The sequence below is a fragment of the Acinetobacter sp. H1(2024) genome, from assembly GCF_046557555.1.
GTDB classification, from domain to species: domain Bacteria; phylum Pseudomonadota; class Gammaproteobacteria; order Pseudomonadales; family Moraxellaceae; genus Acinetobacter; species Acinetobacter seifertii.
Genome location: NZ_JBKGFO010000006.1, coordinates 190173 through 203644, shown reverse-complemented (window position 1 = coordinate 203644; position 13472 = coordinate 190173). Strand labels below are relative to the sequence as shown.

The following is a 13472-nucleotide window of genomic DNA, read 5'->3' as shown; positions in this document are numbered from 1 at the left end:
AAAACTATCGTTTTACTTCATTAAAAAAATTTTAATGATTTCGATAAATAATTTTTTTAATAACTCATTGGTAAAGATATTCTTTGAAACATGAAAGGTAGATTCAAAAATTAAATGACTTACTAACCTCACCACACTTTTATAATTTTGAAAGATGATTTTTATATAAAAATTTAAGTATATCCTTTTTTGGTTTTTTAGCCTCTTAAAAACGAAAAAGTAACCACCCTATGGATGATTACTTTGCCGTGACAGACCGTTTTACCAACTTATATTAACACGTCTATTTGGTGCTAAACATTGAATAAGTTGTGAACTATTGTTACCGCTACATTGCTTGTATAAATCGGTCTGGCTATTTGCCTGTATTTGTATTCGGCTTGCTTCAATACCTTGTTGTACCAATAATTTAGCAACCGTATTAGCACGTTGTGATGACAATTGCTGATTGTAACTAAATTTGCCTAACCGATCTGTAAAGCCTGAAACAATAATAGGATTTGTTGTTTGGCTTTTCTTAATCTGCTCAGCAATTTTGATAATGCTATCATCACCCTCTTCAATAGCATTAACATCAAATCGATCAAAAGCGAATAATACGCTTGATGTACGATCTGCAATTACAGTGCTATATGCTGATGCCTGATTATTTTCACCCCAAGCAACTAAACCTTCACATGCTTCACCTTTCCAAGATAAGCGGTCTGCTAAGTATTGCTTATTAAAATCAACACGTAACTGGCAACGTTGGTACTGATTTGTGTTAGGAACACGGATATCTAGCACATAGTTCCAAACTTTTACTGCAAAAAGCCCTTCACTAAATTGCGGATTTCCCAATAAAGCTCGAATTTGGTCTTTATTTAGTCCTTGGTCTAAACGAGCAACATCTTGGTATTCATAGCGTTTTACTTGTTTCAAATAACTTTTTTCAATCGCTGGAAAATGAATTTCCTGTGGCTGAGTTGGTTCATTTGCATAAGTTGTTACCGCGAAACCAGCAAAAGCTGCTACGACCAAGCTTTGGATTGTTTTATTCATTTCTATAATCTCTTTAATCTGTCGAGCAAGGAGAGCATTGCTACTCTCCTAACCAGTTTCTTAGTTAATAACACCACTAATACCAATACGAACGCTTGGCTCACCTTGGGATGCTGCTGCCACACCACCGGTGATTGACCAACGACCATTGTCAGATGTTTTACGTAAGGTCACACCGACTGCGTTCTCACCACCATGATATGCAGCACCTACAGCATAGGTATATTTACCTGCTACAAACGGCGCATTTTCCAAGGCCATCGCAGCGGCAATACCCGCATTGGCTTTTTTCTCAACATCATCAATACGTTTATTGGTGTCATAGAACACTTGTTGTAACTGATCACCCAGATTGGTAATTTTATTACCCAATTCTTGGTTCGACTGATTTAAGGTACCAATGGCATCGTTAATATTGTCTTTGCCCGTTCCACCAATGTTTTTAGTCGTAATTGAACCATCACTATTAACAGTTGTATTTCCACCAATACTGTTTTTAATACTGTCTGAAATATTGTGAATCTGACCACCATTTACGGCTTGGTTCGAACCAGCTTTAATCTCGCCATCTTTCACACCTTGGACAACTCGATCACCATCTTTACCAGCCATATTTACGCTAGTACCGCCTGTGTCTTTACCGACCGTGATTTCACCATTTGGTTTTTGCTGTTGAACTAAACCGGCTTTACCATTAGAAATGTTGTCGATGTTGTTTTGAATGTTCTTAATATCATTCGAGTTCTTATCGACTTGATTTTGAACATTCCATAATTGTCCGCCATTTACGGCGTCTTTAGAACCTTCAGCAACTTTACCATCAGCTACATTTTTCAGATTGGTACCTTTATCTCCACCACCTAAAGTGACTGAGTTTTTGTCAACATTGCCATTTTTATCTTTGTCATACTGCACCGCATGATCAGAAAGTTTGCCAATATCTTTACCAATTTGATCTTTAACTTCATTAATTTGCTTATCTAACTGGCCTTTGTTCACTGCATCTTTTGCATTAACACCATCTGCAACATTGGTAATTTGCTTACCACCTGCATTAATGCCGTTTACTGTGATACTTGGACCGCCTTTAATGATAAGACCTTGCTGATTCAAAACATGACCACCAACATTTACACTGTCGAACTTCACATCTTTTAGCATCTCGATTTTGATGCCATCTTGTGTAGTACGAGTAATAATGTTTTCGCCACTGGTTTTATCTTCAGCAGTTTCTGAATTAGCCCCACCTACAATATTAATGGTGTCACCAAGCTTACGGTGGACAGCTTTACCCTGAGTTGCTTTCTGGTCATTTGCACCAAAATTTAGCCCTTTTTGGGTCAAGTCATTTACACCATTTGTGACTTTGTCATCTACAGACTTGATTGCGTCATTGATGTTGTTTTTACCTGTTCCACCAATGTTGTTAGTGGTCAGACTACCGTCTGGATTAACAATAGTATTTCCACCAATACTATTTTTAATACTTGTTGAGATGTTATGTACCTGACCACCATTTACAGCATCTTTAGAATTTTGTGCAATTACACCGTTCGCGACATTGGTAATTTTCTTACCACCAGCATTTATACCGTCTTTAGTCATGCTTGGACCATCTTTAATGGTTAAGCCATCATTAGTAAGTATGCTATCGCCTGTAGTAACGCTATCTAAAGTTAGATCTTTCTTGGTCGCTACCTCGTAGTTAGCACTACCATCTTTATTAACAGATTGTTTTACAACAATGTTGTCGCCTTCAGTTACAGTCGTTTTTGCTTTAGTCGCAGTATTTTTTACTTCACTAATTGCATCATTAATATTGTTTTTACCCGTTCCACCAATGTTATTGGTCGTCAGGCTGCCGTCTGGGTTTACAACTGTATTTCCACCAATGCTGTTTTTAATACTGTTTGAAATATTATGAATCTGGCTACCATTTACCGCTTCCTTTGAAGTCGATGAAATGTTGCCTGCTTTCACGTTATCTAAAACCGTACCGTCCTTACCTTTTAAGGTAACTTTATCTTTGGTTTTGGCATCATCGTATTTCACTGCAGCATCATCAGTTGCATTTTGCTTGGCAGCAAGATCATCTAACTGGCCTTTATTCACTGCATCTTTAGCATTTACGCCATCGGCAACATTGGTAATTTGTTTACCACCCGCATTAATACCTTCTTTAGTAATGCTTGGACCGTCTTTAATAGTTAAACCATTGTTGTTCAAAGTGGTATTGCCAGTAGTCACACTATCAAACTTCGAGTCTTTTAACAGTTCAATCTGAATACCATCTTGTGTGGTACGGGTAATGACATTTTCACCGCTTGTTTTTGAAGCTGGAGTTGAAGCATCCGCACCGCCTACGATATTAAGCTTGTCACCAAGTTTACGGTGGACATCTGCTCCACTGTTGGCAGCAAAGTTCAGGCCTTTGTTTTCAACATCTTTAATACCGTTTGTGACTTTGTCATCTACAGACTTGATTGCGTCATTGATGTTGTTTTTACCTGTTCCACCAATATTATTGGTCGTCAGGCTACCATCTGGGTTTACAACTGTATTTCCACCAATACTGTTTTTAATACTGTTTGAAATATTGTGAATCTGACTACCGTTTACCGCTTCTTTTGAAGTCGATGAAATGTTGCCTGCTTTCACGTTATCTAAAACCGTGCCGTCTTTACCTTTTAAGGTGACTTTATCTTTGGTTTTTGCATCATCGTATTTCACTGCAGCATCATCAGTTGCATTTTGCTTGGCAGCAAGATCATCTAACTGACCTTTATTCACTGCATCTTTAGCATTTATGCCATCGGCAACATTGGTAATTTTCTTATCACCCGCATTAATACCTTCTTTAGTAATGCTTGGACCTTCTTTAATCGTCAAACCATTTGTGTTTATAGTCGTGTTGCCAGTAGTGACACTGTCAAACTTCGAGTCTTTTAACAGTTCAATCTGAATACCATCTTTGGTAGTACGGGTAATGACATTTTCACCGCTTGTTTTTGAAGCTGGAGTTGAAGCATCCGCACCGCCTACGATATTGAGCTTATCACCAAGTTTACGGTGGACATCTGCTCCACTGTTACCAGCAAAGTTCAAGCCTTTGTTTTCAAGCTCAACCTTGGTACTGTCAATTTTGGTATTTAATTCAGTTTTGGTGTTACCAATCGTATTGTTTAACTCAGTCTTAGTATCGTTAATTTGGGTCGTTAACTGATCTTTGGTATTGTTTAACTTGGTGTTGGTATCGGTAATCTGATTACCCAAATCTTTTTTCGCATCATTTAACTGATTATTCGTATCAGTGATTTTGCCATTTAAGCTCTCTTTTACTTTGGTGAGCTGATCAACATTCACTGCATCTTTAGCATTTACACCCTCAGCCACATTGGTAATTTGTTTGCCACCAGCATTAATACCGTCTTTAGTAATGCTTGAACCGTCTTTAATCGTCAAGCCATTGTTGTTCAAAGTGGTATTGCCAGTAGTCACACTGTCAAACTTCGAGTCTTTTAACAGTTCAATCTGGATACCATCTTGAGTGGTACGGGTAATAACATTTTCACCGCTTGTTTTTGAAGCTGGTGTAGAAGCAACTGCACCACCTACAATATTGAGCTTCTCGCCAAGCTTACGGTGTACATCTGCACCGCTATTACCAGCAAAGTTCAAGCCTTTGTTTTCAAGCTCGGTCTTGGTGTTATCAATTTTGCTATTCAGCTCAGTTTTGGTGTTACCAATCGTGTTGTTTAACTCAGTTTTAGTGTCATTAATCTGAGTTGTTAACTGATCTTTGGTATTGTTTAACTTAATATTGGTATCAGTAATCTGGTTACCCAAGTCAGTTTTTGTATCATCTAACTTTTGATTTACATTGGTAATATTCTGAGCATTTTTACTAATATTGCTCGCGTTTTGATTTACACGTCCATCAACATTTTTAAGCTGGCGTACTGTTACCGCATCTGAGTCAGCTGAGCCATCTTCAACATTGGTAATACGGCGTTCTTTTCCAGCCGCCCCAACAGAAATAACACCATTAGATTTAGAAGCATCACGATTGGTCAGGAAAGAGCTTCCTGTCGCTTCGGTTGCTACAGCATCTTGGCCTAAAGCAACACTATTTTTAGCTTCTACTTTACTACGTGCACCTAAAGCGACACCACCTTCAACCAAAGACTGGGCACCTTGACCAACTGCAACTGCATTTTCTTGGTCGGCAATTGCACCACCACCAATAGCTGCAGCATTTTTACCAGCTGCTTTTGCACCGCCGCCGACAGCAGCAGCATTTTCATTTGTAGCCTCAGCCCCTTTACCAATTGCAGCCGAGTTATCACCTGTTGCTTGAGCACCACTACCAATTGCAGCTGCACTGTTTCCAGTCGCTTTTGCCCCTTCACCCGGTTTGTTACCAGAGCCAATTGCTGTTGAGTTTGTACCCGATGCCAATGAGTTAATACCCATTGCCGATGCACCATCACCTGTTGCTTGAGCAACAGCACCAAATGCAGCAGCACCTTTACCCGAAGCATTAGACATCACACCAAAAGCAGATGAAGCATCACCAGTTGCTTTAGATGTCATACCGAAAGCCGATGAAAATGCACCAGTACCTACAGCTTGAGTACCTACAGCAGTTGAGCCGTGATTCGCTTCAGTTGTCGGATACTTACCTGCTTTAAGTACACCACCCGTAATTTCTGTATAGGTTTTACTCAACTCGGCATCTTGGGCAATTTTATCTACATCATCACCACCAATGGCAACAGAAGAGTTTCCTCTTGCAATGACATCGGCACCAATCGCAATCGATTGATCTCCAATTGCTTTAGTCTGATCTCCAATCGCAATTGATTGATTGCTATAACCAGACGGTGTCCCTTCTGCACCTTTTGTCGAAGCATTACGGCCAATCGCAACATCACCACTGCCAACCGTTTGGCTGCTACTACCCATTGAAATTGCACCAATTCCCGTTGCTCGTGCATATCCACCAATCGCCATTGCATCACGAGCAGTAGCAGAAGTATTCACCCCCACAGCAATTGCATTACGTCCAGTCGCCCCATCATTTTCAAAGTTGCCACCTTGCTGACCATTATCATTGATACTCACATAGTGAGTACGAGCCGCTTTTAACTGACGTATGGTGGCAGCATCCGAATCTGCTGAACCATCTGCCACGTTTTGAATACGACGCTCACTTCCCACATCACCAATTGATAAAACACCAGTTGGAGCTGATTGTTTAGTTAAGAAACTTTCACCTGTAGCTTGGACTGCTTTTGAATCTTTACCTACAGCAATACTATTTTCAGCTTCTGAACGTGCACCTTTGCCAATTGCTACACCACCATCAAAAGTAGCCTCAGCTTGGTCTCCAATCACAACAGCATTATCTTTTTGTGCTTTTGCGCCTGTACCAATCGCAACAGACTTTTTACCTTTAGATTCTGAAAATGCACCAATCGCTAAAGCATTTTCTTCAGTGGCAACTGCGCCACCACCAAACGCAATCGAGTCTTTACCCGTTGCTTTTGTTGCCATTTTAGGTTGATAAGCAGCACCAGCTTGCCCCGCAACTGGGTCAGCGTTTTCAATATCTGGTGAACCAATTGCAATTGAACGGTAACCTTCTGCCGTTGCGGAGTGACCAATTGCCAAAGAGCCTTTACCTGTAGCTGCTGCAACATTACCAATGGCTTGAGAAAAATCGGCAGTCGCCGCAGATTGGCGCCCAACCGCAAGAGCAGTGTTTCCAGAAGATAAAGCACCTGTACCAATTGCTACACCTGAAATACCTTGAGTTGTCGCATAAGAACCAATTGCAGTACCTAAACCTTTCTCAACTACAGCGCCAGTACCAACACTGATTGCTCCACCTTGTTTCATTGCACCAGCATAAGCACCAGTAGAATTATTATAAGGATTGTTACGGTTTGCGATGTTAGAGCCTGTTCGGTCTTGAGTTTGGGCTCCACAACCAATAGCAACATCTTTTTCATTGGCAGTACTCGCATTTCCTTCACGACAAGAAGTTGTTCCTGAAATAGATGTTCCTTGGCCTACTCCACCCTCGGTATTTGTCCCTGCAAAAGCATTTGGCGTAAAACTAATTAAACTAGTTAAAATAATCGCTGATGCATTTAAAGTTTTTGATTTAGTCTTTGTTTTACCTTTTGCAATTTCAGATGTTGCAACCCATGCTCCAATTGAAGCATTCCAAATGACCTTATAAACTTTATTCATAAAACTTCTCAGACAAATACCAAACTCAAAGACCAATAAAAATGTACAAATACATTTTTAAAATTTTCGGCCCAAAAAAAGAGGCGGCATCCTAATTGAATAAATCTAAAGGGTAAATATAAAAATAAAATAACGATAAGAAAAATTGTGATTTTAATCACAAATTATATTTTTATAATTAATTTTAATTTATTGAATTTAATAAATAAAAATTTAATTAATGACAAAGTGTTTTGTTTTTGTTAAAAATAAGTAAACTTATTTTAAAATAGAATAATAACTCTAAATATATGATTAATTTTTATAAAATTAATAAAAACAGATACATTTTAAAATACATCTGTATATTATAAAAATATAATATTAACTCTAAAATAAATATCATTATTAATATAATTATTCAGCAATAATCACCCATTTAAAATACAGCTGTATATTATAAATAATAGTGTGTTTATTCTACTCATAATAAATTATAAAATAAATAAATTTTTAAATATACTTAATAAAAAAACTTATTATAAAATAAAACTAAACAAAACATTTGTTTCGAAAACTGATTTCCTTACTTGTACGGCAAAGACTAATTATTAAGTAAAAATGCTTAGCTTAACTATAAAATTTTATTCTTCTTAAGAATTAATCTATTGATTCATAACTTTTTTAAAAAAAAGTTGACTAAATTAGTCATTTTTTCAACATTTTCTATTGTCATGCCCTTGTAATTTTTGAAATACACATCACTATAAAAAACATGGCAACCTCGTTGTCACTCATTAGGAGTGCCCATGTCTGAACTTATTATGAATGAAAAAACTGACTTAGAGCCTCAGGTTCCAAGTGTATTACCACTATTAGCCTTACGTGATGTCGTGGTTTATCCACACATGCAAATTGCGCTATTCGTGGGTCGTGAAAAATCGATCAATGCAGTTGATGTGGCTCGTAACAGTGACAATTTAGTATTTGTAGTTGCGCAAAAAGATTCGCTTACAGAAGAAATTGATCACGACAATTTATACCAGTACGGTACAGTCGCTAAGATTGTACAAGTAGTTAATCATGAAAATGATGAAAACTGCATTAAAGTACTTATTGAAGGCTTACATCGTTCTAAGCTCACAAAAATTATCGATGAAGATAGTTATTTGACTGCTGAACATGATCTAAGTCCAATGACTATTAATGTAGATAAGGCAACTCAAGAAACTCGTTTACAAGAGTTACGTAACTTATTTGCTCAATATGCAGAAGCAAAATTACGTAATGCACGTGAACTAGTTGCTGCTGCCAATAAAATCGAAGACTTATTGCAACTTATGTTCTTCGTAGCAACTCGTGTACCTCTAAATATTGAAATTAAACAGAAGTTTTTAGAGCACGATGAGTTTGAAGCACATTTGCAAGAGTTAATGAACTACTTGATGAATCAATCTGCTGAACAGCAAATTGAGCAAACTTTACATGACAGCGTAAAACGCCAAATGGAAAAGAACCAACGTGAATACTTTCTGAATGAAAAAATGAAAGTTATTCAACGTGAACTTTCCGATATGAATGGCGGTGCTGAAGATGACGTTGCTGAAATAGAGAAACGTCTTGCTGAAGCTGATTTACCTGAACACGTACGCAAAAAAGCTGAAGCTGAGTTCCGTAAACTTAAAGCAATGCAGCCAGCATCTAGTGAAGCTGCCGTTGTACGTAACTATCTAGAAGTAATTTTAGATACGCCGTGGAACAAAGCGAGCAAAGTCAGTATTAACCTAGCAAAAGCACAAGAGATTCTTGATGCTGACCACTATGGTCTTGATGATGTTAAAGACCGTATTGTTGAATACTTAGCTGTTCAATCACGTGTGAAAAAACTCAAAGGCCCTATCCTGTGTTTAGTAGGTCCTCCAGGGGTTGGTAAAACTTCACTCGGTGAATCAGTAGCTAAAGCAACAGGTCGTGAATTTGTTCGCATGGCGCTTGGTGGCGTACGTGATGAAGCAGAAATTCGTGGACACCGTCGTACTTATATAGGTGCGATGCCGGGTAAAATTGTGCAGTCTTTAACAAAAGTTGGCGTGAAGAACCCATTGTTCTTACTCGACGAAATTGACAAGATGGCACAAGACTACCGTGGTGACCCAGCTTCTGCATTGCTTGAAGTACTTGATCCATCACAAAACAGTAAGTTCAACGATCACTATTTAGATCTTGATCTTGACCTTTCTGAAGTCATGTTCATCTGTACTGCAAACAGTATGAATATTCCAGAAGCGTTACTGGACCGTATGGAAGTCATTCGTCTACCGGGTTATACCGAAGATGAAAAAGTAAACATTGCTGAACGTTACCTTGTTCCTAAAGCAATTAAGAACAACGGTTTACGTGCAAAAGAGTTAACAATTCATGAAGAAGCGATTCGTGACATTGTTCAACGCTATACACGTGAAGCTGGTGTTCGTAGTTTAGAACGTGAAGTCTCTAAAATTGCGCGTAAAGTGGTAAAAGAAGCGGTAAGTAAAAAGTCTAAAAACTTACAGCTTGACATTACCTCTGCCAATCTTCCTGAATATCTAGGTCCGCACAAATTTGACTTTGGTATTGCTGAAGATGAAGCACAAGTAGGCCGTGTAAATGGCTTGGCATGGACTTCTGTAGGTGGCGAGTTACTTACTATTGAAGTTGCAGCTGTTAAAGGTAAAGGTAAATTTATTACAACTGGTTCACTCGGTGACGTAATGAAAGAATCGATTACCGCAGCAATGACTGTAGTACGTACACGTGCTGATGAACTTGGTATTGAAGCGTCTCGTTTTGAAGAAACTGATGTACACGTTCACTTACCTGAAGGTGCAACTCCAAAAGATGGTCCATCTGCTGGTTTGGCATTAACAACTGCACTTGTATCAGCATTTACTGGTATTGCGATTCGTCCAGACATCGCAATGACAGGTGAAACAAGTCTTGGTGGTCGTGCGATGCGTATCGGTGGCTTGAAAGAGAAACTTCTTGCTGCACATCGTGGTGGAATTAAGCTTGTCTTTATTCCTCAAGATAACGTTCGTGATTTGGCAGAGATTCCTGACAATGTTAAAGAAGGATTAGAAATCAAACCTGTGAAAAGCATTGATGAAATCTTACCTTTAGCATTAACTGCAATGCCAAAGCCTTTACCCAAAACACCGATTGTAAAACCGGTAGAAGGTTCAAAAGCAGCGCGTCACTAATTGAAAAATAAAAAAAGAGAGCTTCGGCTCTCTTTTTTTGTTACATAATTTGATTGAAAAATATCCAACCATCCTCATAATAAGAAGTAAGAGTGATTAATTTTATTATTTACTCTTATCTATCTTATGTTACAGATAGCCTTGTTTTTATTCTCTATGGTCATCTGAACTCCAGACAGATGATCATTTGATCGCAGTCCAACACCATTTTTTGGACTGCGTTTTTTATGCCCAGTTGCACCCCGCGGTTATCATCTCCTCAGGTATAATGTGTCAGCCGTTTTGACTGAATAGACCACATGAAAATTCGTATTCTGACCATTGGTCAAAAAATGCCTGCTTGGGTACTTACTGGTTTTGAAGATTATTTCAAACGCATCCAGCCTTTTGTCCAGACTCAAGTGATTGAACTTCCAATGGCAAAACGCGGTAAAAATGACTCGGAAGCGGATATTTTAAAATACTGTCAAATTGAAGGTGAAAGTATTTTAAATGCGTTAAAACCAAACGAGACACTCATCGCTTTAGAGGTGGGTGGCCGTGAACTCAGCACAGAAAAGCTAGCTGACACCATGAAACAATGGATGCTTGAAGGAAATGATGTCGCACTGGCTATTGGCGGTCCAGATGGCTTATCAGATCAGGTACGTAAAGCTGCTGCTTGGCATTGGTCACTCTCAAAACTAACTATGCCTCACCCTTTGGTGCGTGTTTTATTAATTGAGCAGTTATACCGAGCAATGAGTATTAATCACAACCATCCGTATCACCGCGCATAAATGGAACAACCGTTTCATTTTAAGAACAATCCGTTGAAATCTAGATACTTTTAACATGTCTTGATTTTGGCATAATGAATACTATTCTGCTTTTCAACTCAGGTGTAATGAAATGGAACTACAAACCCTTCCCGGACTGTTTATTTCACATGGTTCACCCATGCTTGCACTTGATCCAGAACAAGTGGGTCCTGCTTTACACCGTCTTGGTATAAATCTACCAATTCCAAAAGCAATCATCGTGATGTCTGCTCATTGGGAAAGTAAAGCACTTGAAGTAAGTAGTTCAACACGACCAGAAACATGGCATGACTTCCGTGGTTTCCCGCCCGAGTTATACGAGATTCGCTATAGTGCACCTGGTCAACCCGAACTTGCCGAAGAAATATTGAAGTTATTGGCAGACGCTCATTTTGTTGCACATGCCAATAGTACTCGTCCTCGCGACCACGGTGTATGGATGCCTCTTTTACACATGTATCCAGATGCAGACATTCCCGTTGTTGAAATTTCTTTGCCGATGACCTTAAGTGCTCAGGAAATTTATCGAATTGGACAAACGCTTGCGCCTTTACGTGAAAAGCAAATCTTATTGATTGGTTCTGGAAGTATTACCCATAATCTTGCTGAGTTGTCTTGGCAAGGTGACAATTCAAATGTCCCTGAATGGGCTTCAACTTTTAGAAATACTGTCGTTAATAAGCTTTCACATCAAGATTACGATGGCGTGTTGGAATGGCAATCACTGCCTTATATAAAACGTAATCATCCAACGCTTGAACATTTTGCACCGTTATTTTTCGCTATGGGAACTGGTCATCGTTTTACGATTGTTCATAGCAGCTTCACAATGGGTTCATTAGGTATGGATATATATCGTTTTGATTAATTTTTAGGAAATACCCCGTTTTCGCGGGGTATAGCATTATTTTTATTAAAAATTCGAATAATTTACAAACTTATACATTTTAAAAACCGAAACAATCATATGTTTACATTTTCTTTTTTTAAGAATGTTTTAAGCTTAGTGCTGTTGTTTTTTTACTTGAAGTTTTTAAATGAAAATTAAATATTTAATTCTTGCGTTATTACCTTTTTCTTTGATGGCGTGTCAAACAGTTTCACATACTCAAGCTCCAATTGTATCTGAGCAACAACAAAATCTTGCAGCAACTCTAAGTGAATATACTTGGACTTATCAAAATGTAAAAGCATCTAAGCCACTTGTTCTTAACTTTAATGCAGACGGCAAATTAGCAATTAACACAGGCTGTAATGGTCAAGGTGGTACTTGGAAAGTTGAAGGTAACCAGCTTGTAACCTCTCCACTTGCATCAACAATGATGGCTTGCCAAGACGATTTAATGAAACAAGAACAATTGTCTAATAGCATCTTTAGTGAAGCAAAATTGCCAATTGAAATTAGTAACAGCAATGGTCAGGTAATCTTAAGCGTGACAGATAAAGCAGGTCAAAAGCATATTTTCCAAGGCGTAAAAGTAACTAATACTCAAGCTTTAACTGATTATTCATGGTCATACCAACCTGAAAATACTAAAAAGCCGATTGTTCTTAACTTCACAAACGACCGTTTATCTATCGCAACAGGTTGTAACCGCCAAGGCACTACTTGGAAAGTTGAAAACAATACCATCGTAACTGCTGATGTAATGTCGACTATGATGGCGTGTGAACCTGCATTAATGAAACAGGAACAATTCTCTAGCAGCCTGTTCCAAAAACGTGCGATTCCATTTGAACTTAATACATCAAATGCCGATCAACCAACATTGACAATCATTGATGCTCAAGGTCAGAAATATACGTTCACAGGTAAAATGACACCTGAAGCAAAATACCAGTCTGAAGGTAAAACTGTTTTTCTTGAAGTAGCGCCAGAAACTAAATCTTGTACGGGTGTTGCGCCACAAACTTGCTTGCAAGTTCGTGAAGTTAAATATGATGACAAAGGCGTTAAAACTTATGCCGACAAAAACTGGTCATTATATTATGGTCAAATCGAAGGTTTTGAACACAATCCAAACCAACGCGTAATTTTACGTGTAAAACGCTTTGAAGTGAAAAACCCAGCAGCAGATCAATCTAGCCAAGCAGATGTGTTAGATATGGTTGTAGAGCAAGAAATGGTTAAAAAGCCTAAAAAATAATTTTTAGA

General features: G+C 38.4%; 6 protein-coding genes. 4 read left to right on the top strand and 2 right to left on the bottom strand.

The genetic code is table 11. The features are described from left to right. Positions 1 to 261: 261 nt before the first annotated feature. Together tpgA and ata are read right to left on the bottom strand one after the other, a co-directional pair. Entirely contained in the window at positions 262 to 1041 is a 780-nt protein-coding gene (gene tpgA / locus ACLCEG_RS15965) for a trimeric autotransporter adhesin/peptidogylcan-associated protein TpgA (protein WP_410568279.1), read from the bottom strand. A 60-nt stretch (positions 1042 to 1101) separates the two neighbouring features. Then, positions 1102 to 7299, bottom strand: a complete 6198-nt coding sequence (gene ata / locus ACLCEG_RS15960) for a trimeric autotransporter adhesin Ata (protein WP_410568277.1) — start codon at positions 7297 to 7299, stop codon at positions 1102 to 1104. 788 nt (positions 7300 to 8087) lie between these two features. Here ata and lon point away from each other — a divergent pair. The 4 genes from lon to ACLCEG_RS15940 all read left to right on the top strand — a co-directional run bounded on the left by lon (position 8088) and on the right by ACLCEG_RS15940 (position 13464). Next, entirely contained in the window at positions 8088 to 10517 is a 2430-nt protein-coding gene (gene lon / locus ACLCEG_RS15955) for an endopeptidase La (RefSeq protein WP_004703041.1), read from the top strand. Positions 10518 to 10816: 299 nt separating this feature from the next. After that, positions 10817 to 11296 carry a 23S rRNA (pseudouridine(1915)-N(3))-methyltransferase RlmH gene (rlmH, locus tag ACLCEG_RS15950; RefSeq protein WP_002054393.1) on the top strand — a complete coding sequence of 160 codons (480 nt, stop codon included), beginning with the start codon at positions 10817 to 10819 and terminating at the stop codon, positions 11294 to 11296. 112 nt (positions 11297 to 11408) lie between these two features. After that, positions 11409 to 12185 (top strand): dioxygenase, encoded by a 777-nt coding sequence (locus tag ACLCEG_RS15945; RefSeq protein ID WP_410568275.1) that lies wholly within the window; start codon positions 11409 to 11411, stop codon positions 12183 to 12185. Positions 12186 to 12354: 169 nt separating this feature from the next. Further along, positions 12355 to 13464 (top strand): META domain-containing protein, encoded by a 1110-nt coding sequence (locus ACLCEG_RS15940; protein WP_410568273.1) that lies wholly within the window; start codon positions 12355 to 12357, stop codon positions 13462 to 13464. Positions 13465 to 13472: the final 8 nt, after the last annotated feature.